The following is a 22,768-nucleotide window of genomic DNA, read 5'->3' as shown; positions in this document are numbered from 1 at the left end:
CGTCAGCTCACCGCTACCACACCCGCCAGCACCGCCGCCAGCGCCGTCAGATCGTAGGGCTTGCGCAGCACCACCGCGTCGGGCCAGTTGTTGACCTCGCCCTTGCCGGTTGCGAACACGATGCGGATGCCCGGCGCCAGCACGCGCGCTTCGGCGGCCAGCATGTCGCCCGACATGCCGGACAGCTGGACGTCGGTGATCAGGACCTCGGATTCGTTCGAAATCAGCGCCAGCGCCTCCTCGGCGGTGGCGGCCGAGCGCACCTCGTGGCCGAGGTGGTTCAGGAGCGCCTCGGTGCTGTCGCGGATCTCCTCCTCGTCCTCCACCAGCACGATGCGCAGGCGCTCGCGGCCGGCGCCGCCGTCGGCGCGCGGATGCGCCGCCACGGGTTCGGCTTGCGCGCGGCTGCGCTGCTTGGCCAGCACCTGCCGGATGCGGCGCGCCAGGCTTTCGCGGGTATAGGGCTTGCCGAGCAGTTCGACGCCGGGGTCGAGGCGGCCGCCGTGCACGATCGCGTTTTCCGTGTAGCCCGAGGTGAACAGCACCGCCAGATTGGGCAGGCGCTCGCGCGCCATGCGCGCCAGTTCCGGGCTGCGCAGCAGGCCGGGCATGACGACGTCGGTGAACAGCACGTCGATCGGCACGCCGGACTCCACCACCGCCAGCGCGCTGGCGGCGTCGGCCGCCTTCAGCACGCGGTAACCGAGGTCGGTCAGCATCTCGACCACGGTGGTGCGCACCGCCTCGTCGTCCTCGGCCACCAGGATGGTCTCGGTGCCGCCCACCGCCGGCTGCGGCTCGGCCACCGGTGCCTTCGCATCCTCGGCCGCCAGGCTGCGCGGCAGGTAGATCTTCACCGTCGTGCCCTGCCCCGGTTCGCTGTAGATCTTGACGTGGCCGCCGGACTGCTTGACGAAGCCGTACACCATCGACAGGCCCAGGCCGGTGCCCTTGCCCTCTTCCTTGGTCGAGAAGAAGGGCTCGAAGGCCTGGCGCAAGACCTCCGGCGTCATGCCGGTGCCGGTGTCGGTCACGCCGATCATGACGTACTGGCCGGGCGCGACGTCGGCGTGGTTGCGGCAGTACAGGTCGTCCAGCACGGCGTTGTTGGCTTCGATGGTGAGCCGGCCCGAAGCCATCCCCCCGGCGCTCATCGCGTCGCGCGCATTGATCGCCAGGTTCAGCACCGCGTTCTCGACCTGGGCGACGTCGACGGCGGTGTTCCACAGCCCGCCCGAGATCACCAGCTCGACCTCGATTTCCTCGCCCAGCGAGCGGCGCAGCATGTCTTCCATGCCCAACACGACGCGGCTGATCTTGATGACCCGCGGTTCGAGCGGCTGGCGGCGCCCGAAGGCCAGCAGGTAGCTGGCCAGCTTGGCGCCGCGTTCGACCGCCGCGCGCGCATTGCCGATCCAGCGCTGGGCCTCGCCGGGCTCGCCGTGCATTTCGAGCAGCTGCAGGTTGCCGGAAATGATCTGCAGCAGATTGTTGAAGTCGTGGGCCACGCCGCCGGTCAGCTTGCCGACGGTTTCCATCTTTTGCGACTGCTGCAGCGCCAGCTCGGTGCGGCGGATCTGCTCGGCCTGCTCGCGGTCGGCCGTGATGTCGCGCCCGATCGCGTAGATGAAGGCGGCATCCGGCGCGGCCGACCACGACAGCAGGCACCAGCTGCCGTCCTTGCGCCGGTAGCGGTTCTCGAACTTGTACACGTAGCCGCCTTCGCCCAGCGCGGCCATCTGGGCCACGGTGGCGGCCTGGTCGTCCGGGTGGACGAGGTCGAGGAAGTTGCGGCCGACGATATCCGCTTCGGCCCAGCCCAGCAGCGAACCGAAGGCCGGGCTGACCGCCTCGACCCGGCCGTCGAAGCCGGCTACCAGCATGATGTCCTTCGACAGGCGCCACATGCGGTCGCGCTCGGCGGTGCGCCGGGTGACCTGTTGTTCCAGGCTGGCGTTCAGGTGCTCGAGCCGCTGTTCGCCCTGCTTGCGATCCTCGATGTCGGTATTCGTGCCGACCCAGCCGGTCACCGCGCCGTCGGCTCCGCGCTGCGCCACCGCACGCGACCAGTGCCAGCGGTAGCTGCCGTCGTGCGCGCGCAGGCGCATCTCCGCTTCGTAGGTCGAGCCGGAGGCGACCGCGATGGCCCAGCGCGTCGTCACCTGGGCGATGTCGTCCGGGTGCACGAGCCCGGTCCAGCCGATGCCGCCCAGCTGTTCCAGGCCCAGGCCGGCATAGGCATAGGTGTGGTCGTTGAACCAATCGTTCCGGCCGTCCGCGGTGGCACTCCAGACCTGATGCGGGATCGCCTGGGCGAAGCTGTGGAAGCGGGCCTCGCTCTCGCGCAGCGCCTTCCCGGCCAGCACGCGCTCGGTGACGTCCTGTCCTTGCACGAACACGCCGTTGACGCTGCCATCCTCGCCGCGCAGCGGCTGGTAGACGAAATCGAGGTAAAACAGGCGGCGCTGGTGGCCTTCCCCGGCCAGCCACAGGGGTGCGGCGCGGGCGCTGTGCGGCTCGCCGCTGCGGTACACCTGGTCGAGCATGTCGACGAAGCCTTGCGGCACGGTTTCCGGCAGCGCAAGGCGCAGCGGCCGGCCGAGCACCGGGCGCTCGCCGATCAGCGTGCGGCAAGTGGCGTTGACGAGGGCGAACACGTGATCCGGGCCGACGAACTGGGCCACGAAGCCGGGCGCCTGCTGGAAGATCGCGCGCAGGCGGCTGTGCTCCACGCTCAGGCCGGCCTCCGCCCTGACCTTGGCCGTGGTTTCGATCACCAGCGCCATCACGCCGAGGATGTCGCCATCCTCGCCGGTGACAGGCGAATAATCGAGGTCGAACCAGCACTGCGCCGGCACCCCGCCGCGCTCCAGGGTCAGCGCCTGGTCGCGGTAGGACAGCGTGCCGCCGGCCAGCACGACTTCGAGCACCTTGGCGTTGAAGGCGGCCGCTTCGGGCCAGGCTTCGGCGACGCGGCTGCCGAGGATGGCCGGATGGCGCGCGCCCGACAGCGCCGCGTAGGCCTCGTTGTAGACCAGGATGCCGTCGCGTCCCCACAGGGTGGCGATCGGCACCGGAGAACGCAGGATCAGTTCGACCGTGGTGCGCATCGCGGCCGGCCAGCGGGCGACCGGCCCGGCGCTGGTGGCGCTCCAGTCGACATCGTCGATCATCTTGCCGAGGATTCCGCCGTGGTTGCCGAAGTTCCTGGCCGGGGCCGCATCACGCATCGCCATCTTGTCAATATGCCTACAGTTTTATGAGGACCGCGATTGTAAAGCTTCTGCAATTTTTACGAAACACGATTTGTCGATTGTGTGCATTTTGACAATTTTTCGTATAAACTGATGCAATACCGACAATAACAATACGTGGAGACTCCCCATGCGACGTCCCCTGCTCGGCATTGCCGCGCTCTTGCTGCTGGTCCCGGTGGCCTGGCTGACGCTGGCGCCGGTGCCGGCCGACCCGGTCGCCTGGCGGGCGCCGCCGAATCCTGGCTACACCGGCGCCTATGCCGCCAACACCAGGCTGGCGGCGCTGCAGACGATCGGGCTGGACGGCGCGTCCGGCCCCGAGCACGTGGCCCTGGGGCCGGACGGCGACCTCTACCTCGGGGTGGTCGGCGGCACCATCCTGCGCATGCGGCCCGACGGCAGCGGCCAGGAGATCTGGGCCCAGACCGGCGGCCGGGTATTGGGCTTCGCATTCGACGACAGCGGGCGCATGATCGCCGCCGATGCCCTGCGCGGGCTGTTGGCGATCGCGGCCGCGCCGCCGCACCACGTGACCGTGCTGGCCGACCGCATGCCGGATGGCGAGCCGATCCGCTTTCCGGACGCGGTCGCGGTGGCGCGCGACGGCAAGGTGTATTTTACCGACGCCTCGCGGCGCTTCGCCCCGGCCGACTACGGCGATCCCTTCGAGGCCAGCGTGCTCGACTACATCGAACACCGGCCCACCGGCCGCGTGCTGGTGCTCGGGCCGGGCGGCAAGGTCGAAGTCGTGGCCGGCGGCCTGTCATTTGCCAACGGCATCGTGCTGTCGCAGGACGGGCGCTCGCTGTTCGTGGCCGAGAGCGGCGGCTACCGGGTGTGGCAGATCGATGCCGGGGCGCGCGGGCTCGACCTGGCGCACGGCCCCGTCGCGCACGCCCGCGTGCTGCTCGCCAACCTGCCGGGCTTCCCGGACAACCTGATGCGCGGCATGGATGGCCGCATTTGGCTCGGCCTGGCGAAGCCGCGCACGGCGTCGGCCGACACGATGGCCGCCTACCCCTTCATGCGCAAGCTGGCGCTGCGCCTGCCGCGCTTCCTGTGGCCGGTCCCGCCGGCTTACGGCCACGTACTCGCCTTCACCGAGGATGGCCGGATCGTGGCCGACCTGCAGGATCCGAGCGGCGCCTATCCCGATGCGACAGGCGTGCTGGAGACGGCCGACCGCCTGTACATCCAGAGCCTGCATGCGAACGTGCTGGGCTGGCTGCCGAAGGCGCGCGCCGGGCTCCCGGTGCGCCACTGAGCACAACCGAGCAGCGCAGCGCACACTTGCATCAATCGGCATGCGTTCGCTGCGCCGCATGCTAGTGTCTAGTCCTGATCCTGCGGGAAAACGCGCCCCGGATGGGACGGATTCATGTTGCACAGCAGCAGAAAAATATTCTCGAAGAACATGCGTGCGCGGTCTTGCCGCAATTAATATGTTTTCTGCTGCACACCTTTACCGAGGGGATAGTGAACTATGAGCCAGAGCCAACCTCTGTCGCTGCATGTCCCGGAGCCTACCGGCCGTCCGGGTTGCAAGACTGATTTTTCGTATCTTGGCGTGAACCCTGCGGGCACCGTCCCGCGGCCGCCCGTCGACGTGCGCTACCAGGACACCCTGGAACTGGCGTCCAGCCTGATCCGGGTCCTCGACGACCAGGACGACGCCGTCGGCCCCTGGGCGCCCGAGTTGGACAAGGACACCCTGCTGTCCGGCCTGCGCACCATGATGAAGACCCGCATCTTCGACGCCCGCATGGTGATCGGCCAGCGCCAGAAGAAGATGTCGTTCTACATGACCTCGCTCGGCGAGGAAGCGATCGGCACCGCGCACGCGCTGGCCCTGAAGGACGGCGACATGTGCTTCCCGACCTACCGCCAGCAGAGCCTGCTGATGGCGCGCCAGTATCCGCTGGTCGAGATGATCTGCCAGCTGCTGTCGAACGAGCGCGACCCGCTCAAGGGCCGCCAGCTGCCGGTGATGTATTCGTCGAAGAAGGACGGCTTCTTCACGATCTCCGGCAACCTGGCGACCCAGATCCCGCAGGCGGTCGGCTGGGCCATGGCGTCGGCCATCAAGGGCGACACGAAAATCGCCTCCGGCTGGATCGGCGACGGCGCCACCGCCGAGAGCGACTTCCACACCGGGCTGACCTTCGCCCACGTCTACCGCGCCCCCGTGATCTTCAACGTGGTCAACAACCAGTGGGCGATCTCGACCTTCCAGGCCATTGCCGGCGGCGAGAGCGTGACCTTCGCCGCGCGCGGCGTCGGCGCCGGCATCGCCTCGTTGCGGGTGGACGGCAACGACTTCCTGGCCGTGTACGCGGCTTCCTGCTGGGCCGCCGAGCGCGCGCGCAGCAACCTGGGTCCGACCCTGATCGAATGGGTCACCTACCGCGCCGGTCCGCACTCGACCTCCGACGATCCGTCGCGCTACCGCCCCGCCGACGAATGGACCTATTTCCCGCTCGGCGACCCGATCGGCCGCCTGCGGCGCCACCTGGTCAAGCAGGGCTGGTGGTCCGACGCCGAACACGAGAGCCTGCAGGCCGAGCTGGAAGCCGAAGTCCTGGCCGCGCAGAAGGAAGCCGAACAATACGGCACGCTGATCGATGGCCGCGTGCCGAGCGCCGCATCGATGTTCGAGGACGTCTACAAGGAGATGCCCGAACACCTGCGCCGCCAACGCCAACAACTGGGGGTGTGACGTGATGCGAGATATCGACAAGGAACGGTCCGGCGCCCCGGAGACGGCCGAGCTTGCCGCCGAGGGCATGGCAAGCACGCCGATGACCATGATCCAGGCCCTGCGCTCGGCCATGGACGTGATGATGGAACGCGACGACAACGTGGTCGTCTACGGCCAGGACGTCGGTTATTTCGGCGGCGTGTTCCGCGTCACCGACGGCCTGCAGGCCAAGTACGGCAAGCACCGCGCCTTCGACGCCCCGATTTCCGAGGGCGGCATCGTCGGCACCGCGGTCGGCATGGCCGCCTACGGCCTGCGCCCGGTGGTCGAAATCCAGTTCGCCGACTATTTCTATCCGGCGACCGACCAGATCGTCTCCGAGGCGGCGCGCCTGCGCTACCGCTCGGCCGGCGACTTCACCGCCCCGCTGACGATCCGCATGCCCTGTGGGGGCGGCATCTACGGCGGCCAGACCCACAGCCAGAGCCCGGAAGCCTTCTTCACCCACGTGTGCGGCGTGCGCACCGTGATGCCGTCCAATCCCTACGATGCGAAAGGCCTGCTGATCGCCTCGATCGAGAATGACGACCCGGTGATCTTCCTGGAACCCAAGCGCCTGTACAACGGCCCTTTCGACGGCCACCACGACCGTCCGGTCGTGTCCTGGTCCAAGCACCCGCTCGGCAAGGTCCCCGAGGGCTACTACACGGTCCCGCTGGACAAGGCGGCGATCTTCCGCCCGGGTTCGGACCTGACCGTGCTGACCTACGGCACCATGGTGTGGGTGTCCGAGGCCGCCGCCAGCGAAACCGGCATCGACGCCGAGATCATCGACCTGCGCACCCTGTGGCCGCTCGACCTCGACACCATCGTCGAGTCGGTCAAGAAGACCGGACGCTGCGTCGTGGTCCATGAAGCGACCAGGACCAGCGGCTTCGGTGCCGAACTGGCCGCGCTGGTGCAGGAACACTGCTTCTACCACCTGGAGGCGCCGATCGAGCGCGTGACCGGCTGGGACACGCCCTACCCGCATGCGCAGGAATGGGCGTATTTCCCGGGTCCGGACCGCGTCGGCGCGGCATTCAAACAAGCGATGGAGGCTTAAAGGTGGGTATTCACGTCATCAAGATGCCCGACCTGGGCGAAGGCATTGCGGAATGCGAAGTGGTAGCCTGGCGCGTGCAGCCCGGCGACACCATCAAGGAAGACCAGGTGGTGGCCGATGTCATGACCGACAAGGCCACGGTCGAAATCCCGTCGCCGGTGCATGGCACGGTCATGGCCCTGGGCGGCAAGGTCGGCGAATCGCTGGCCGTGGGCGCGGAGCTGATCCGCCTGGAAGTCGAGGGGTCGGGCAACCTCAAGGGCGAGGCCGCGAAACCGGCCGCCGCGTCTGCGGCAGCGACCGCGGCACCGGCCGCGGACGAGGCGGCGGACCTGCCGCACGGTTTCGTGCCCGAACCGCAGCGCGTCGCGGCCGGTGCCGCCAGCGTCGCTGCGCCGGCGGCGCGTGTGCCGCAGGCCGCACCGGCCGGGCGCTCGCCGGCGCCGGCGCGTTCCGGCAGCGGCGCGAGCCCGCGCGCCGCTTTCCGTGATGCAAACGAAAAACCCCTGGCCGCGCCCGCCGTGCGCAAGCGCGCCTGGGACATGGGCATCGAACTGCAGTACGTGGCCGGCAGCGGCCCGGCCGGGCACATCACCCACGCCGACCTCGACGCCTATGTGGCCGGCCGCAAGCAGGGCCATGCCCCGCACGCAGGCGCCGCCGACCGGCGCTACGCCGAGCTGCAGGGCGAGGAAGCGGTCCCGCTGATCGGCCTGCGCCGCAAGATCGCCGAGAAGATGCAGCTGTCGAAGCGCCAGATTCCGCACTTCACCTATGTCGAGGAAGTCGACGTCACCGAACTCGAAGCCCTGCGCGGCCAGCTGAACGCCCGCTACGGCGCGGAGCGCGGCAAGCTCACCCTGCTGCCGCTATTGATGCGCGCCGTGGTGCTGGCGATCCGCCGCTTCCCCGAGGTCAATGCCCGTTTCGACGACCAGGCCGGCATCGTCACCCGCTACCAGCCGGTCCACCTCGGCATCGCCACCCAGACCGATGCCGGCCTGATGGTGCCGGTGATCCGCAACGCCGAGGCGCGCGACCCGTGGTCCAGCGCGCGCGAGATCGTGCGCCTGGCGGAAGCCGCCCGCACCGGCAAGGCGGCGCGCGACGAGCTGTCCGGCTCGACCATCACCATCACCAGCCTGGGCCCGCTGGGCGGGATCGTGTCCACCCCGGTGATCAACCATCCGGAAGTGGCGATCGTCGGCGTGAACCGGATCCTGGAGCGCCCGGTCGTGAAGAACGGCGGCCTGGTGCCGCGCAAGCTGATGAACCTGTCCTCGTCGTTCGACCACCGTGTGATCGACGGCATGGTGGCGGCCGAGTTCATCCAGACCGTCCGCGGCTACCTGGAATCCCCTGCAACGCTGTTTGTGGAATAAAACGATGGAAACGACCTTACTCATCATCGGCGGCGGGCCGGGCGGCTACGTGGCCGCCATCCGCGCCGGCCAGCTCGGCATCAAGACCGTGCTGGTCGAAGGCGAGCAGCTGGGCGGCACCTGCCTGAACGTGGGCTGCATTCCGTCCAAGGCGCTGATCCACGCGGCCGAGGAATTCCACAAGGCCTGCCACTACGCAGGCGAGTCTCCGCTCGGCATCCGCACGGCCGCGCCGAGCATCGACGTGAGCCGCACCGTGGCCTGGAAGGAAGGCATCGTCAAGCGCCTCACCGGCGGCGTCGGTGCACTCCTCAAGAAGAACGGCGTGCAGGTGGTGCGCGGCTGGGCCAGGATCCTCGACGGCAAGACGGTCGAGGTAACCGGTGCCGAGGCCGGCAGGACCGGCGCCGCCAACGATGCCGGCGGCCAGACCACCCGCATCCGCTGCGAGCACCTGCTGCTGGCGACCGGCTCCGAGGCGGTCGAACTGCCCTTTCTGCCCTTCGGCGGCAAGGTGGTGTCCGCCACCGAGGCGCTGTCGCCCGAAGCCCTGCCCGAACACCTGGTGGTGGTCGGCGCCGGCTACATCGGCCTGGAGCTGGGCACGGCCTACCGCAAGCTGGGCGCGCGCGTGACCGTGGTGGAGGCCGCCGGCCGCGTGCTGCCGGCCTACGACGACGAACTCTCGCGTCCGGTCGCGGCGCGCCTGAAGGCGCTTGGGGTGGAGCTGCACCTGGAGTCGAGCGTGCTCGGCCTGAGCGAGGACGGCAAGGCCGTGCGCATGAAGAACGGCGGCGGCGAAGAAGTGGCGATCGCCGCCGACCGCGTGCTGGTGGCCGTCGGCCGCCGTCCGCGCACCTCGGGCTTCGGCCTGGAGAGCCTGATGCTGGACATGAGCGGCCGCGCGGTCCGCATCGACAACCAGTGCCGGACCTCGATGCGCAAGGTCTGGGCGATCGGCGACCTGACCGGCGAACCGATGCTGGCCCACCGCGCGATGGCGCAGGGCGAGATGGTCGCCGAGATCATCGCCGGCAAGCGCCGCCACTTCATGCCGGCGGCGATTCCCGCGGTCTGCTTCACCGATCCGGAAGTGGTGGTGGTCGGCCTGACCCCGCAGGAGGCGGCCAGGCAGGGGCTGGACTGCATCAGCGCCAGCTTCCCCTACGCCGCCAACGGCCGCGCCATGACCATCGAGGCCACGGACGGTTTCGTCCGCGTGGTCGCGCGCAAGGACAATCACCTGATCGTCGGCTGGCAGGCCGTCGGTGGCGCGGTGTCCGAGCTCAGCACGGCCTTCGTGCAATCGATCGAGATGGGCGCCCAGCTGGAAGACGTGGGCGGGACGATCCATGCGCACCCGACCCTGGGCGAAGCGGTGCAGGAGGCCGCGCTGCGGGCCCTGGGGCATGCGCTGCATATCTGACGCGCGTACGTCGCCCCCGCGCAGGCGGGAGCGACCTTTGTATTACTGCTTGGACTTTCCCTTGTCGCCTTCCGACTGCCGGCTACCCGCATTCCCGGTGCTCAGGCTGCCGATGCCGCCCAGCCCGGTCTGTAGCTCGCCGGCCTCCTCGCCGACATGTCCTGTGTCCGAACCGACCACATCGTCCAAGCGCGATTCCGACTGCCTGTTGCCGGCCCCAACGTCGCTGTGGCCCCAATCGTTGTGCTGGTTGCCGGCGCCGCCGATATCGGCGCCGCCCTTCGCTTCCTTCGCTTCGTTCTTTGTGCTCATGGAAATCTCCCCTCCACTGGCTTACTCCTGGCCGTCCGGGTTCGACTGGCGGTTTCCGGGGTTGCCGCCGATCTTGTTCCCGATCCCTTCCAGGCCGGTCTCGACCGCGCCCGGTTCGCTGGGGCGGTAACCCTGGCACCGCTCCTCTTCGGTGCCGGACGTCAACAGGTCATCCGTACGCGCATCCGACTGGCTGTTGCCGGCGCCGCCATCGCGGGCGTTGCCGGGCGTACCCGTATCGACGTCGCCGGACATGCGGCCGATGTCGCCGGTACCGCCCGTCCCCAAGCTGCCGGCCGAGCTGCTGCCGTCCTTCGTGACCTGGTCGTAGTTGCGGCCTTTGGCATCCTTGCCTTCGCTTTGCATCGACATGCCGAACTCCTTTTCCGCTAAGGTTGGCATCCATCATAGTCCCGCACCCCCGTGGCATCCAATAGGCACGCGCCCGTCTGGCTTGTAGGACATGTCGGGCCAGGCATTGTGGAATAATCAAGCTCATGAGCGAACAACACATCCTCGTCCTGTATGCCCACCCTGCCCCGCACCGCTCGCCGGTCAACCGCCGGCTTGCGGATGCCGCGCGCGCCACGCCCGGGGTCGTGGTGCAGGATCTGTACGACACCTATCCGGACTTCGACATCGACGCCGAGCGCGAGCGCGCCCTGGTTGGCGACGCCAGCCTGCTGGTGTTCCTGCACCCGATCCGCTGGTACGGCATGCCATCGCTGCTGAAGGAATGGATGGACGTGGTGATGGTGCCCGGCTGGGCCTACGGCAAGCCCGATTCGGCCCTGCGCGGCAAGGGCTACTGGCTGGTCGCAACTACCGGCAGCGGCCTCGAGGCCTACCAGCCGGGCGGCCTGCACGGGCGGCCGTTCGCCGATTTCCTGGCGCCCTTCGAACAAACCGCCGCCCTGTGCGGGATGGACTGGATCGAACCGCTGCTGATGCATGGCGCGGCCCAGGCCGGCGAGGTCGCGGTCGCGGCCCACGTGGCCGAATTCAGGCGCCGGCTGCAGGCCTACGCCGCGGCGCTGCCAGGCGCAGGGAGCTAGACCATGGAACACAGCCTGCTCACCAATGCGCTGGTCTACCTGGCCGCCGCCGTGCTTGCCGTGCCGCTGTCCAAGCGCCTCGGGATGGGCACGGTGCTCGGCTACCTGGCGGCCGGCATCCTGATCGGTCCCTACGGCCTGAAACTGATCGGCAACGTCGAGGACGCGCTGCACTTCGCCGAGTTCGGCGTGGTACTGCTGCTGTTCCTGATCGGCCTGGAACTGGAACCCGACCGGCTGTGGGCGCTGCGCCGGCCGATCTTCGGCTGGGGCGGCGCGCAGGTCGCTGCCGTCACTGTGTTCCTGTTCGGCGCCGCGCTGCTGGCCGGGATCGGCTGGAAGCTGGCGCTGATCGCCGGTCTCGGGCTGTCGCTGTCCTCGACCGCGATCGCCCTCGCCTCGCTGGAAGAACGCAACCTGATGCCGACCCCGGCGGGCCAGGCCGGCTTCGCGATCCTGCTGTTCCAGGACATCGCCGCGATCCCGATGATCGCCATCGTGCCGCTGCTCGGCATCCCCGACGATGCCGGTTCGAGCGGCAACTTCTGGCTGGCCACGTTAAAGGTGGTCGGCGTGCTGGCCGGCCTGATCTTCGGCGGCCGTTACCTGGTGCGCCCGCTCCTGCAGGTCATCGCCAGGACGGACACGCGCGAGATCTTCACCGCCTTCGCCCTGCTGCTGGTGATCGCGATCGCGCTGCTGATGCAATGGATCGGCATGTCGATGGCACTGGGCGCCTTCATGGCCGGCGTGCTGCTGGCCGATTCCGAGTACCGCCATGCGCTCGAAACCGATCTCGAACCGTTCAAGGGCCTGCTGCTCGGGCTGTTCTTCATCGCGGTCGGCATGTCGGTCGACTTTGCCGTCTTCCTGGCGCGTCCGCTGCTGATCCTGGGCCTGGTGACGGCCTTCCTGGCGATCAAGATCGCCGTGCTGTACGGACTGTCGCGCCTGTTCGGCATCGCGCGCGGCCAGCACCTGCAGTTCGCCCTGCTGCTGTCGCAGGGCGGCGAGTTCGCTTTCGTGGTGTTCGGCGCGGCCGCCACCGCGCGCGTGTTCGCCGAGGATACGGCGTCGCTGCTGGTGGTCGTGGTGGCGCTGTCGATGGTGGTCACGCCGCTGGTGCTGATGCTGTACGACCGCCTGTCGGCACGCCGCGAAGGCGCCGCCGCCAAGCCGGACGCCGACGCCATCGAACCGAACGAGGACCACGTGATCATCGCCGGCTTCGGCCGCTTCGGCCAGATCGTCGGCCGTTTCCTGAACGCGAACGGCATCAAGCTGACGGTGCTCGACCACGACCCGGACCAGATCGAGGTGCTGCGCCGCTTCGGCTTCAAGGTGTTCTACGGCGACGCGACCCGCGCCGACCTGCTGCGCGCCGCCGGCGCCGCCCGGGCGCGCGCCCTAGTGGTGGCGATCGACGACATCGAGGACAGCCTGGACCTGGTCGACACCGTGCGGCGCGACTATCCCGGCCTGCAGATCTTCGCCCGCGCGCGCAACGTCACGCATTACTACCAGCTGATGGACCGCGGCGTGAGCATGATCGAGCGCGAAACCTTCGAATCGGCCCTGCAACTGGGCCGCACCGTGCTCACCGCCGGCCTCGGGCACAACGCCTACCGCATCCGCCAGGCCGCCCTCAAGTTCAGGAAGCTCAACATTGCCAACGTGCATGCGGTCTACCCATATTACAAGGACCGCGAGCAGTACGTGTCGATGGCCAAACGGGCGCGCGAGGAACTGGAAGAGATGATCGCGCGCGACAGGCGGGCGCAGGACGGAGAGACGCGGCACGACTGGGATTGATGTTGCGCAAGACGCCGCCTGGACAAATGTACTAGAAAAATAGGACTTTTGTCTCGTGACGGCTTTCAAGATCGCCCCATAATTATGCAGCTTTGTTCGCGCTGCCTTTCGGGCAATCCGCAGCGTGGCACCCAGCGTCGGCCACAGCGTTGCGGCTTCAATCTCGGCCAGAAAGCGCCTGCATCCGCCTGGCCACTGACAGTCGCCGCGCAACCGAATTGAAGTAAGGTCTCGATTGATTATTTTTGCAGAGTATTGGCAAATCTCGCCCCGCTATCCCATTTCATAGCACGCTAAATCTAGAGGTAAGCGGCAAGTGCCTGTTTCTGTTTTGGCGTGATACCACCGAAGACCATGTTGGGCGGGTCGTGATCGTTGTAGGTCTACGACCAGTCAGTCGCAGTTCGCGCGCAGAACGGCAACGACCGCTTCAAGGCCAGCGACAGCGACATGCTGTGTGTCCCGGACTTCGTGACGACGGCCTCCACCGTGGATCCCTTCCCCGGCGAAGTATGTCACCGACATTGGGAACGAACGACTTCCTGGTCGAGGTGCCGAACATCGGCGACCTGAAGGGCCACATTGCCTTCTGCTGCCCGATCTCAGTAGGCGGCAACCGGCGCCGCTCAGCGCGGCGCCGGCTGCTCGGCCGAACTCGGCCCGTTCGTCACCGGCTTGCCGTCCACCCAGTCGATCCGGTCGATGCACATGCGCCGCGCCGTGCGCTGCGGATCCCAGGCGTGGTACACGATCCAGGTTTCGCTGCCGTCCGGCGACACCGTGAAGGAGTTGTGCCCCGGCCCCACCAGCTCGCCGGAGGCGGGGGTGCGCATCAGCAGTGCCTCGTGCCCACCTTCGGGGCGCCGGTAGGGACCCTCGGGGTGTTTCGCCACCACGTAGCTGACCCCGTAGTTCTCCTTTTCCCACGCCCCGCCGCTGTAGAAGCAGTAATACAGGCCGTCGCGCATCAGCACCGCCGCGCCCTCGACCGTATGCCAGTCGACCACCTTGCCGTACATGGTCCGGTCCTTGCGGAACACGTGCCAGTCGTGGTGCGGGCGCACCACGACGCGCGGCTCCCCGGCCAGGGTCGTCATGTCGAGCAGGCGGTCCACCACGATGCCGGTGCCGATCCGCTCGTCGTGCGACAGTTCGAGGAAGTCGACGCAGTAGAACAGCCACCACTGGCCGTCGGCGTCGCGGAAGGGATGGGCGTCGATCGAGAACGGCTGGTCCGGCACCAGCAGCTTGCCGGCATCGATGAAGGGGCCGGCTGGATGATCGGCCACCGCCACCCGCAGTTTCTGGTCGGTTCCCTCGGGCGCATTGCCGGACGAGTAGTACATATAGAAACGGCCGCCGTGGCTGGCCACTTCCGGCGCCCAGAAGTGGTAGCCCCTGTCGGGCTCTATGCCGGCGGCCGGCACCAGGGCATGGCCGAGCGCCTTCCAGTTCACCAGGTCGAGCGAGCGCAGCACCGGGATCTGCCGCCCGTCGGCGCCGCCGGGCGCGGTACCGTAGGCATAGTAGACCCCCTCGTGCCGCAGCACGAAGGGATCGGCGAAGCTGTCCGGATACACCGGATTCCGGTAAGTCGTGTTCATGGTCACATCGAACTCACATCGAGAAGCGCAGACCCAGTCCGTAGGTGGTCGGATTGTAGCGGATGTCGCGCGGGCGGATCGGGTCGTTCAGGTAGCTCTCGTACTTTTCCCTGGTGATGTTAATCGCGTCGAACTGCAGCGACACGTTCCTGTTGATAGCATACGACAAGCTCAAGTCGACGTAAGTTGCGGCCTTGACGTAACGGTTCTGGCCGAAGCGCGGTTCGGCGATCTGTTCGACGTAGTCGCCGCGGTGGGTGGCGGTCAGGCGCCCGGTCAGGCCGTTGCCTTCATACAGCAGCGCGAAGTTGTAGTTCTTCTTCGCGACGTTGAGCAAGGGGGTGGTCTGGAAGACGTTGGGGTTCTGTGACACCAGGGTCTGGTTGTCGCCGGTGATCCAGGTGTAGTTGGCCTGGGCGCCGAAGTTGCTCCAGATGCCAGGCAGGAAGTCGAAGAACTTCTGGATGCCGAGTTCGGCGCCCTTCAGCTTGCCCGACCCCGAGTTCTGCGGACGCGTCACCCGGTAGTTCTGGCCGCCGATGGTCTCGTCCGATTCCATGTTCTGCAAATAGCCGTCGATATCGCGATGGAACAGCGCGATCTGCGCATAGCCGTTCTTCGGGAAATAGTACTCCAGGGTCGCATCGATGTTCTTCGACTTGGTCGGGCGCAGGTTCGGGTTGCCGGCCGAGCCGGTGCCCGGCGCATTGACGGTCGGCGGTATCAAGGAAAGCGCCGGATTCAGCGAGGCGAATTCCGGATAGCTGAGGGTCTTGCCGAAAGAGAGGTGGGACTGCAGGTTGTCGCGCCAGCCGATCACCGCCGAGGCGCTCGGCAGGAAGTTGTTTTCGTTCGAGGACTGGTCGATCGGGCTGATCACGTCGCCGATGCGGCTGTTGCCCTTCAGCTGGCGGCTGATGTGCGAGTAGCGCCCGCCCACGGTGCCGCCGACGTCGATGCCGCTCAGCGTCGTCTGCCAGCGCCCCTGCAGGTACAGCGTGCTGTTGGTCTCGCGCTGGTCGAAGGCGCGGGTCGGGTCTTCGGCCACCCGGCCCGGCGCCGCGCCGTAGAAGGCGCGCACGGTGTCGGCCTGGTCGATCAGGAAGTCGCGCGACGGCGTCACCCAGGGGCCGCCGAGGCGGTCCACGCCGGGCACCAGCGCTTCGAAGGATGGGCCGAAGGCGCCGATCGGGGTGGCGCGCGTGGCGCCGCTGATGTCGCTGTGGCCTTCGGCGCCCTTGAAGCCGGCGCGCCGCTCCGACAGGCGCACGCCGGCGTCGATGCTGCGCAGGAAGCCGTCGCCGAGGCGGTAATTGCTGTCGAGCCGCCACTGGGTCTGTTCGCCGGTCGAGATGCCCCAGTTCTGCACCATCCCGCGCAGCACGAACTGGCTGGGGTCGCGCAGCGCGTTGGCGCTGGCCGGCGTCGTCACCCGGTTGTAGCCGCCATGGCCGTCGCGGCCGTAGGTATACACGTCGATGCTGGCGCCGGGAATCTGCTGGTCGACGATCACGGTGTCGTTCACGAAGGTCGACTTGGTCCAGGCGAAGCTCGAGGCCACTTTCCACGGGCCGTCCTTGTACTGCACGCCGAGGTTCAGGAAGTGGGTGGCCGTGTGCTCCTTCACGCCCCAGGTCGAGGTCGCGGTATACGGATCCCAGTCGTAGGGGCCGCCGAAGCGGGCGGCGCCGGCAAAGGCCGACTGGATCGGGCAGATCGCGCCGTTCGGCGTGTTGCAATAGTCGCCCTGCGGCGCCAGCACCACATTGCTCAGGCGCGGGGTCCAGGTGACGATGCCGAGGATGTAGTCGACCGCGTTGCGGGCGCGGTAGCCGGTGCCGAGGTACTGGGCGCTGGCCTCCAGCTGCGGGCTGATCTTCCACTGCAGGGCGCCGTGGATGCTGCCGCGGTCGCGGTCGCCGGCGTTGTAGATGCCGCCCACGTTGGGCAGCTCGCCCAGGCGGTCGCCGGCCTTCAGCGGAGCGATCGGCTGGTCGTCGTTCAGGCGCACGGCGGTGCCGTCCGGGCTGACCGAGAAGATGCGGTCCGGACGGTCGACCCACTGCACCGGGTAGCCCCAGTGCTCGCGCTGGAACTGGACGTCGAACAGCGCGCCGATCTCGCCGTAGCTGGTGTTCCAGCGGTTGCTGACCGAGAAGCCGCCGGCCGGGTTGTTCTTGGTATCGGTGGCGCTGGAGCCGTTCACCTGCTGGCGCCGGTCTTCGATGTAGCCGGTGGCGTTGAAGCCCTTGAGGTCGAACGGCGCGCGCAGGCGCACGTTGACGGCGCCGGCGATGCCGCCCTCGAGCTGGTTGGCGGTGGCGGATTTATACACGTCGAGGCCGCCGATCGACTGCACCGGCAGGTCCTGGTACTGGAGGCGGCGGCCGTTGCCGGTGACGATCTCGTTGCCGTCCAGGGTGGTGACCACGTCCGGCAGGCCGCGGATGATCACGGAGTTGGTCTCGCCGCGGTCACGGCCGACCTGCACCCCGGCGATGCGCTGCAGGGCGTCGCCGGTGGCGCGGTCCGGGAACTTGCCGATGTCTTCGGCGTTGATGGAGTCGACCACCTGGTCGGCGTTGCGCTTGATCGCTTCGGCACTGCGGATGCTGCTGCGCAGGCCGGTCACCTGCACCTGCACCACCTGCGCCGGCTGGGTCGGCGCGGCCGGGCTGACCGCGTCCTGGGCGGGCGCCTGCCCTGGCTCGGAGGGCGGCGTGCCGGTGCCGCTCTGGGCGTACGCTGCCGCATGGGCGATCAGGACGAGAACGGCCGCGCACACGGGCCGAAGCTGGAATGTGGTCATGCAAGTCTCCTGAAAATATTAGTAATAATTCTTAACAGGAAGCTAACGCAAAAGCGAACACGACGGCGCGCGCTTGGGACCCTTTCTAGAGGCCCGGCGAGGCCACCGATTCGCGGCTCACCAGCGGGCATTCACTCTGAAAAACGGTGTTGGAGACGCTGCCGCCGCGGGCCTGCGCGATCAGGGTTTCGGCGGCCCAGCGCCCCATTTCGTGGTTAGGCAACAACACCGTGCTCAGTGGCGGATGGGTGTAGCGTGCCAGGTCCTGGTCGTCGTAGCCGACCACGGACAGCTGGCGCGGTACCGCCAGCTTGAGTTCGCGGGCCGCGTCCAGCGCCCCCAGCGCCATCAGGTCGCTGGCGCAGAACAATGCCGTGGGGCGGTCCGGCCCGCCCAGCAAGGACAGCGCATGCGCATAGCCGCTCTCGACCTGCCAGTCGCCCTCACGCACCAAAGCCGGGTCGAAGGCGACGCTGGCGTCCGCCAGCGCATGGCGGTAACCCTTCAGGCGGTCGCGGGCCGCCTCGATCCAGCCTTCGCCGTTGATGAAACCGATGCGCCGGTGCCCGCTGGCGACCAGGTGCATGGTGGCGCTGTAACCACCCTGCTGCTCGGCCGGCACCACCGCCGGCCGGCCGCGCGGGCCGCCGTGGCCTTGTTCGTGGCAATTCAGGAGGACCGTCGGCACCTCCGCCAGCGCCGCCGGCAGCGTCACCGCGCGCGTGAAGATGGTCGAGTAGATCACCCCCAGCAGCGCCGGGTGGTCGAGCATGCGGCCCAGCACGGCCTGTTCCTGCTCCGGATCGCCGCGGGTGGCGAACACCGCCACCAGGCAGTCGAGGTCCCAGGCAGCCTCCTTGGCGCCGTCCATGGTCTGCATCGCGTGCGGGCTGGTGCTCAGCTCGTCGGTCAGGTAGACGATCAGGTTGCGGGCCTGGCCCGGACGGTTGTCGACGCGCCCGTGGTGGCGCTCCAGCGGATAGCCGAGTTCGCGGGCGATGCGCAGCACGGCCTCGCGCGTGGCGCGCGACACCTTGGCCCCGCTGAGGTGGTTGATCACCAGCGAGACGGTCGACTGCGAGACGCCGGCCAGCTTGGCGATGTCGGTCATGGTCGGGCGCCGCCCGCGCGCCGGCCTGTTCATGGTGCGTCCATCGCCGGCGGCCTCAGTACGCCGCCGCCGGCGTGCGGGCGCTGCGTTCGCGCGCCGGCATGGCCGCGCCGTCGGCGCCGAACAGGTAGGCATGCAGCGGATCGAAGGCCAGCAGCACGCGCGCACCCACGGCCGGCAGCGAATGCCCGCCGATGCCGCCGTTGCACTTGACCGCGACCATCTCCGGCGCGCCCTCGACCTGCACGTAGGCCAGGATCACGTCGCCGAGGTATTCGACCAGGCTCACCGTGCCGGGGATGCCACCCTTGCCCTCGTCCTCGTCTGCGTCTTCGTCGGGCAGCAGGCGCAGGTGCTCCGGCCGCACGCCCAGCGTGAGCTTGGCCCCGACCGCGGCCGCGCCGGCATCGGCCGCGACATCCACGTGCGCGCCGCCGGCCAGGCGCACGGTGGCGATCGCGCCCTCCTCTCCCACCAGGCTGGCTTCCAGGAAGTTCATGCGCGGCGAACCCAGGAAGCCCGCCACGAACAGGTTGGCGGGCCGCTCGTACAGTTCGAAGGGCGTACCGGCCTGCTCGATGCGCCCGCCGTTGAACACCACGATCTTCTGCCCGAGGGTCATGGCCTCGACCTGGTCGTGGGTCACGTAGATCATGGTGGTGGCCAGTTCCCGGTGCAGGCGCGCCAGCTCGACCCGGGTCTGGGCGCGCAGGGCCGCGTCGAGGTTCGACAGCGGCTCGTCGAACAGGAAGACCTCGGGCTTGCGCACGATGGCGCGGCCGATCGCCACGCGCTGGCGCTGGCCGCCGGACAGGGCCTTGGGCTTGCGCTCCAGCAGGTGGGAAATCTGCAGGATCTCGGCGGCGCGCCCCACCCGCTCGGCGATCTCGCCCTTCGGCACCTTGCCCAGCTTGAGCGCGAAGCCCATGTTCTCCGCCACCGTCATGTGCGGATACAGCGCATAGCTCTGGAACACCATGGCGATTCCGCGCCGCGCCGGGTCGACGCCGAGGCTGGGCACGCCGCCGATTTCCAGCGCGCCCGCGTTCACCTCCTCCAGCCCGGCGATGATGCGCAGCAGGGTCGACTTGCCGCAGCCGGACGGGCCGACGAAGACCACGAACTGGCCGTCCTCGATGTCCAGGTCGATGCCCTTGATGACGGGATTGTCGCCGTAGTCCTTCCTGATGCCGCGCAGCCTTACCGATGCCATACTCACTCCTCTTATTATTGGTTTTTATCCCTTGAGCCCGCTGGCCGCCAGGAAGCCCTGGGTGACCCGGCGCTGGAAGGCGATGTAGGCCAGCGCCACCGGCAGCGCCCCCAACAGCGCCGCCGCCATCAGCTGGGCGTAGCGCACCCCGAAGGCGTCGTAGGTCTGGGTCAGCCCCAGCGGGATCGTCATCATGTCGTTCGAGGTGACGATGATGAAGGGCCACAGGAAGTTGTTCCAGGCGGCGATGAAGGTCACGATCGCCATCGCCCACACGATGTTTCCCGAGATCGGCAGGTACACGCTCCACAATACCCGCAGCGGGCCGGCGCCGTCCATCGTCGCGGCTTCGCGGAAGTCGGCCGGGATCTCGTCGAAGAACTGCTTGAACACGTAGATCACCACCGGCGAGACCACCTGTGGCAGCACGATGCCGGCATAGGTATTGATCAGGCCGAGCTGGTTCATGGTACGGAACAGCGGCACCAGCAGCGCCTCGAAGGGCAGCAGGAAGGCCAGCATGGCCACGCCGAACAGGATGGTACGGCCGCGAAAGCGCAGCTGCGAAAAGGCATAGGCCGCCATCAGGCTGATCGCCATCGTCACGACGGTCACCAGCAGCGCCACCAGGAAGCTGTTGAACAGCCAGCGCACGACATTGCCGGCGCCCAGCGTCCGGGCGAAGGCGTCCAGGGTCCAGTGTTGCGGCAGCCAATGGAAGTCGCTGGATACGGTCTCGAGCTCCGGACGCAGCGCCGTCGAGAGCGCCCACAGCAGCGGCGCCGCCCACAGCGCGGCCAGCAGCACGGCGGCGACCAGGCCGACCACGGTCCAGCCCAGGTTCGAACGTCCCTTCATGCTTCCCTCCTTGCCATCCAGCGCACCACCCCGGCCTGCAGCATCGACAGCAGGATCACGATGGTCACGAAGGCCATCGCGATCGCCGCCGCATAGCCGGCGTCGCTCTGCGTGAACGCGGTTTCGTACATATAGTGCAGCGTCACGCGGGTCGTGTTGAACGGTCCGCCGGACGTCAGGATATAGGTCTGGCCGAACACCTTCAGCGAAGCGATGACCTGCAGGATCAGGGCCGTGGTGGCGACCGGACGCAGCGCCGGCCAGGTAATGCTGCGGAACAGCGTGAAGCCACGCGCCCCGTCCAGCGCCGCGGCCTCGTACAGGTCGGCCGGGATGTTGCGCAGGCCGGCCAGGAACAGCAGCATGTTGAAGCCGACCGTCCACCACACCGTGCCAATGGCGACGGCCGGCAGCGCCCAGTACGGGTCCGCCAGCCAGGGCCGGTGGATGCCGAGGATGTGATTGATCACGCCGGAGGAAGGCTGCAGCATCCAGTCGGCAATCAGGGTCATCACCGAGATCGGCAGCACGAACGGCAGGAAGAATACTCCCTGCAACCAGGCCTGGGCCTTGACGAAACGGTCGACCAGCAGCGCCATGACCAGCCCCAGCGCGGTCAGCGGCACCACGGTCAGCAGCGCGAAATAAAAGGTGTTCAGGACCGAGTCCCAGAACGATGGGTCGTTCAGCAGGGTGTGGTAATTGGCCAGTCCGACGAAGGCATTGGTACGGGTCAGGCTGCTCTCCGTGAGGCTCATCCAGAAAGTGACGCCGGCCGGAACCAGGAAAAACAGCAGGAACGCGATCACGAAGGGGGCCAGCAGCATCGTCGCCGGCAAGCCCGTGCGCCGTGCGCTGCGCAATATGAGGTCATTGGGTTTCATCGCTCTCCTGGGCTCAATAGCGCGGCGGCGGCTTGCGGATCAGGCGCGCGCCCTCCTGCTCGAAGCGCTTGACGGCCTCGGCCGGGGTCATGTAGCCGTACAGCGCCGCCGGCAGGAACTTCGAGGCGATCGCCTCCAGCGGGCCGGCCGCGCCCATGTACCAGCCGTCCGGATCGTAGACCACGTTGCGGGCCGCCGCGGCATACTGGGCATTCGGCTGGAGCGCCAGCGCTTCGGGCGACTCGGCCACCGCGCGGTAGGCCGGGATGTGGCCGCCCTCGGCCCAGCCCATCGAGTGGCGGCTGACGTAGGCGACGAAGCGCAGTACCGCGTTCACCTTTTGCGGCGATGCCGGGTTGCCGGCGTTGGCCGGAAGCGCGAAGGCATGCGAATCGGCCCAGGCGCTGGCGTTCGCATACATCTTCGGCAGCGGCACGATGCCGTACTCGAAGCCGAGCGTCCCCGCCTTCGAGGCGCGCACCAGTTCCGGCACTTCCCACACGCCGTTCAGCATGAAGGCGGCGCCGCCGCCCATGAACTGGCTGGTCGAGGCCGGGTAGTCGAGGCCGGCCTGGGCGTAGCCCTTGCGGAACCAGTCGCTGATGCGCGCCAGCGTGGCCTCGCCGGCCGGGCCGTAGCTGTACTGGCCGTTGCGGACGATGGCGACGTTCTGCTGGGCCAGCATCGACAGCCACAGGCGCCAGATCGCGAACGAGCTCTGGCTGCTTTCCATGGTCAGGCCGCGGCGCCCGGTACGCTCGGTGGCGATGCGGAAGGCATCGGTGAGCGCATCGACGCCCTCGATCGGTTTCAGCTTGCCGCCAGGGTCCAGCAGGCCGGTAGGCTTGAGCAGGGTCTTGTTGTAGTACAGGACCAGCGGGTGCATGTCGAGCGGGACCGCCCAGGTCTTGCCCTGCCAGGTCGACTTTTCCCACTGGCGCGGCAGGTAGTCGCTGCCCTTCAGGCCGACCGCTGCGAGCTCGGCGTCCGAGATCGGGCGCAGCACGCCGCCGCCGGCCAGGTTGACCAGGCGCGACAGGTGCACGGTCGCCAGGTCCGGTCCGGCGCCGACCACCGAGGAGGTAATCAGCTTGGTATAAAACGGCTCGCCCCATTTCAGGGTCGTGCTCACCACGCGTACCTCGCGCTGGCTGGCATTGAAGTCGTCGACCAGGGCCCGCATGCGCGCGCCGTCGCCGCCGCTAAGCAGCGTCCACATCCTGACTTCAACCTGGGCCCGGG

Annotated in this window: 17 protein-coding genes; 7 read left to right on the top strand and 10 right to left on the bottom strand. The window is 68.1% G+C overall.

Annotation, left to right across the window (positions count from 1 at the left end; genetic code table 11):
• Positions 1 to 2: 2 nt before the first annotated feature.
• Positions 3 to 3,230: a PAS domain S-box protein gene (locus tag ACI48D_RS16815; protein ID WP_435572385.1), complete on the bottom strand. Its 3,228-nt coding sequence runs from the start codon at positions 3,228 to 3,230 to the stop codon at positions 3 to 5.
• Positions 3,231 to 3,384: 154 nt separating this feature from the next.
• Between ACI48D_RS16815 and ACI48D_RS16810 the strand changes: the two genes are divergently transcribed.
• The 5 genes from ACI48D_RS16810 (at position 3,385) to lpdA (ending at position 9,868) form a co-directional block, all read left to right on the top strand.
• Positions 3,385 to 4,521 carry an SMP-30/gluconolactonase/LRE family protein gene (locus ACI48D_RS16810; protein ID WP_435572384.1) on the top strand — a complete coding sequence of 379 codons (1,137 nt, stop codon included), beginning with the start codon at positions 3,385 to 3,387 and terminating at the stop codon, positions 4,519 to 4,521.
• Positions 4,522 to 4,740: 219 nt separating this feature from the next.
• Positions 4,741 to 5,973, top strand: coding sequence for a 3-methyl-2-oxobutanoate dehydrogenase (2-methylpropanoyl-transferring) subunit alpha (locus ACI48D_RS16805; protein ID WP_435572383.1), 1,233 nt, complete (start codon positions 4,741 to 4,743; stop codon positions 5,971 to 5,973).
• Positions 5,974 to 6,055: 82 nt separating this feature from the next.
• A complete protein-coding gene (locus tag ACI48D_RS16800) occupies positions 6,056 to 7,060 on the top strand; it encodes an alpha-ketoacid dehydrogenase subunit beta (protein WP_435572391.1) in 1,005 nt (334 codons plus the stop codon).
• 2 nt (positions 7,061 to 7,062) lie between these two features.
• Positions 7,063 to 8,442 (top strand): dihydrolipoamide acetyltransferase family protein, encoded by a 1,380-nt coding sequence (locus ACI48D_RS16795; protein WP_435572382.1) that lies wholly within the window; start codon positions 7,063 to 7,065, stop codon positions 8,440 to 8,442.
• A gap of 4 nt (positions 8,443 to 8,446) precedes the next feature.
• On the top strand, positions 8,447 to 9,868 hold the full coding sequence (gene lpdA, locus ACI48D_RS16790; protein WP_435572381.1) for a dihydrolipoyl dehydrogenase: 1,422 nt from the start codon (positions 8,447 to 8,449) through the stop codon (positions 9,866 to 9,868).
• 42 nt (positions 9,869 to 9,910) lie between these two features.
• On the opposite strand, the gene ACI48D_RS16785 is transcribed toward lpdA, so the two are convergent.
• Together ACI48D_RS16785 and ACI48D_RS16780 are read right to left on the bottom strand one after the other, a co-directional pair.
• Positions 9,911 to 10,180, bottom strand: coding sequence for a hypothetical protein (locus ACI48D_RS16785; RefSeq protein WP_435572380.1), 270 nt, complete (start codon positions 10,178 to 10,180; stop codon positions 9,911 to 9,913).
• Between the two features lie 21 nt (positions 10,181 to 10,201).
• Entirely contained in the window at positions 10,202 to 10,552 is a 351-nt protein-coding gene (locus tag ACI48D_RS16780) for a hypothetical protein (RefSeq protein WP_435572379.1), read from the bottom strand.
• 125 nt (positions 10,553 to 10,677) lie between these two features.
• Between ACI48D_RS16780 and ACI48D_RS16775 the strand changes: the two genes are divergently transcribed.
• Together ACI48D_RS16775 and kefC are read left to right on the top strand one after the other, a co-directional pair.
• On the top strand, positions 10,678 to 11,235 hold the full coding sequence (locus tag ACI48D_RS16775; RefSeq protein ID WP_435572378.1) for an NAD(P)H-dependent oxidoreductase: 558 nt from the start codon (positions 10,678 to 10,680) through the stop codon (positions 11,233 to 11,235).
• Positions 11,236 to 11,238: 3 nt separating this feature from the next.
• Complete coding sequence (gene kefC / locus ACI48D_RS16770) at positions 11,239 to 13,047, top strand: glutathione-regulated potassium-efflux system protein KefC (protein WP_435572377.1); 1,809 nt, start codon at positions 11,239 to 11,241, stop codon at positions 13,045 to 13,047.
• 626 nt (positions 13,048 to 13,673) lie between these two features.
• Here kefC and ACI48D_RS16765 read toward each other — a convergent pair.
• The 7 genes from ACI48D_RS16765 to ACI48D_RS16735 form a co-directional block, all read right to left on the bottom strand.
• The gene (locus ACI48D_RS16765) at positions 13,674 to 14,651 is read right to left on the bottom strand and encodes a glycoside hydrolase family 43 protein (protein ID WP_435572376.1); all 978 of its coding nucleotides are present in this window, start codon (positions 14,649 to 14,651) and stop codon (positions 13,674 to 13,676) included.
• A 13-nt stretch (positions 14,652 to 14,664) separates the two neighbouring features.
• Positions 14,665 to 17,460 carry a TonB-dependent receptor gene (locus tag ACI48D_RS16760; protein WP_435572375.1) on the bottom strand — a complete coding sequence of 932 codons (2,796 nt, stop codon included), beginning with the start codon at positions 17,458 to 17,460 and terminating at the stop codon, positions 14,665 to 14,667.
• An 85-nt stretch (positions 17,461 to 17,545) separates the two neighbouring features.
• Entirely contained in the window at positions 17,546 to 18,604 is a 1,059-nt protein-coding gene (locus ACI48D_RS16755) for a LacI family DNA-binding transcriptional regulator (protein WP_435572374.1), read from the bottom strand.
• Positions 18,605 to 18,626: 22 nt separating this feature from the next.
• Complete coding sequence (locus ACI48D_RS16750; RefSeq protein ID WP_435572373.1) at positions 18,627 to 19,784, bottom strand: ABC transporter ATP-binding protein; 1,158 nt, start codon at positions 19,782 to 19,784, stop codon at positions 18,627 to 18,629.
• 24 nt (positions 19,785 to 19,808) lie between these two features.
• On the bottom strand, positions 19,809 to 20,642 hold the full coding sequence (locus ACI48D_RS16745; RefSeq protein WP_435572372.1) for a carbohydrate ABC transporter permease: 834 nt from the start codon (positions 20,640 to 20,642) through the stop codon (positions 19,809 to 19,811).
• Complete coding sequence (locus ACI48D_RS16740; RefSeq protein WP_435572371.1) at positions 20,639 to 21,526, bottom strand: carbohydrate ABC transporter permease; 888 nt, start codon at positions 21,524 to 21,526, stop codon at positions 20,639 to 20,641. The genes ACI48D_RS16745 and ACI48D_RS16740 overlap by 4 nt, the downstream gene beginning before the upstream one ends.
• Before the next feature lie 13 nt (positions 21,527 to 21,539).
• The coding region (locus ACI48D_RS16735) for an extracellular solute-binding protein (RefSeq protein WP_435572370.1) at positions 21,540 to 22,768 on the bottom strand (1,229 nt) is incomplete at its 5' end.

Origin of the sequence: Massilia sp. LXY-6 (assembly GCF_051233485.1) — a bacterium.
In the GTDB taxonomy this organism is placed as follows: Bacteria; Pseudomonadota; Gammaproteobacteria; order Burkholderiales; family Burkholderiaceae_D; genus Telluria.
The sequence above is the reverse complement of the archived record's forward strand: the minus strand, read 5'-3'. Positions and strand labels throughout refer to the sequence as shown.

What these genes read in the sequence shown, in the direction of transcription:
- ACI48D_RS16815 (WP_435572385.1), bottom strand. Translation starts at nt 3,230, where the DNA reads ATGCGTGATGCGGCCCCGGCCAGGAACTTCGGCAACCACGGCGGAATC.
- ACI48D_RS16810 (WP_435572384.1), top strand. Translation starts at nt 3,385, where the DNA reads ATGCGACGTCCCCTGCTCGGCATTGCCGCGCTCTTGCTGCTGGTCCCG.
- ACI48D_RS16805 (WP_435572383.1), top strand. Translation starts at nt 4,741, where the DNA reads ATGAGCCAGAGCCAACCTCTGTCGCTGCATGTCCCGGAGCCTACCGGC.
- ACI48D_RS16800 (WP_435572391.1), top strand. Translation starts at nt 6,056, where the DNA reads ATGACCATGATCCAGGCCCTGCGCTCGGCCATGGACGTGATGATGGAA.
- lpdA (WP_435572381.1), top strand. Translation starts at nt 8,447, where the DNA reads ATGGAAACGACCTTACTCATCATCGGCGGCGGGCCGGGCGGCTACGTG.
- ACI48D_RS16785 (WP_435572380.1), bottom strand. Translation starts at nt 10,180, where the DNA reads ATGAGCACAAAGAACGAAGCGAAGGAAGCGAAGGGCGGCGCCGATATC.
- ACI48D_RS16780 (WP_435572379.1), bottom strand. Translation starts at nt 10,552, where the DNA reads ATGTCGATGCAAAGCGAAGGCAAGGATGCCAAAGGCCGCAACTACGAC.
- ACI48D_RS16775 (WP_435572378.1), top strand. Translation starts at nt 10,678, where the DNA reads ATGAGCGAACAACACATCCTCGTCCTGTATGCCCACCCTGCCCCGCAC.
- kefC (WP_435572377.1), top strand. Translation starts at nt 11,239, where the DNA reads ATGGAACACAGCCTGCTCACCAATGCGCTGGTCTACCTGGCCGCCGCC.
- ACI48D_RS16765 (WP_435572376.1), bottom strand. Translation starts at nt 14,651, where the DNA reads ATGAACACGACTTACCGGAATCCGGTGTATCCGGACAGCTTCGCCGAT.
- ACI48D_RS16760 (WP_435572375.1), bottom strand. Translation starts at nt 17,460, where the DNA reads ATGACCACATTCCAGCTTCGGCCCGTGTGCGCGGCCGTTCTCGTCCTG.
- ACI48D_RS16755 (WP_435572374.1), bottom strand. Translation starts at nt 18,604, where the DNA reads ATGAACAGGCCGGCGCGCGGGCGGCGCCCGACCATGACCGACATCGCC.
- ACI48D_RS16750 (WP_435572373.1), bottom strand. Translation starts at nt 19,784, where the DNA reads ATGGCATCGGTAAGGCTGCGCGGCATCAGGAAGGACTACGGCGACAAT.
- ACI48D_RS16745 (WP_435572372.1), bottom strand. Translation starts at nt 20,642, where the DNA reads ATGAAGGGACGTTCGAACCTGGGCTGGACCGTGGTCGGCCTGGTCGCC.
- ACI48D_RS16740 (WP_435572371.1), bottom strand. Translation starts at nt 21,526, where the DNA reads ATGAAACCCAATGACCTCATATTGCGCAGCGCACGGCGCACGGGCTTG.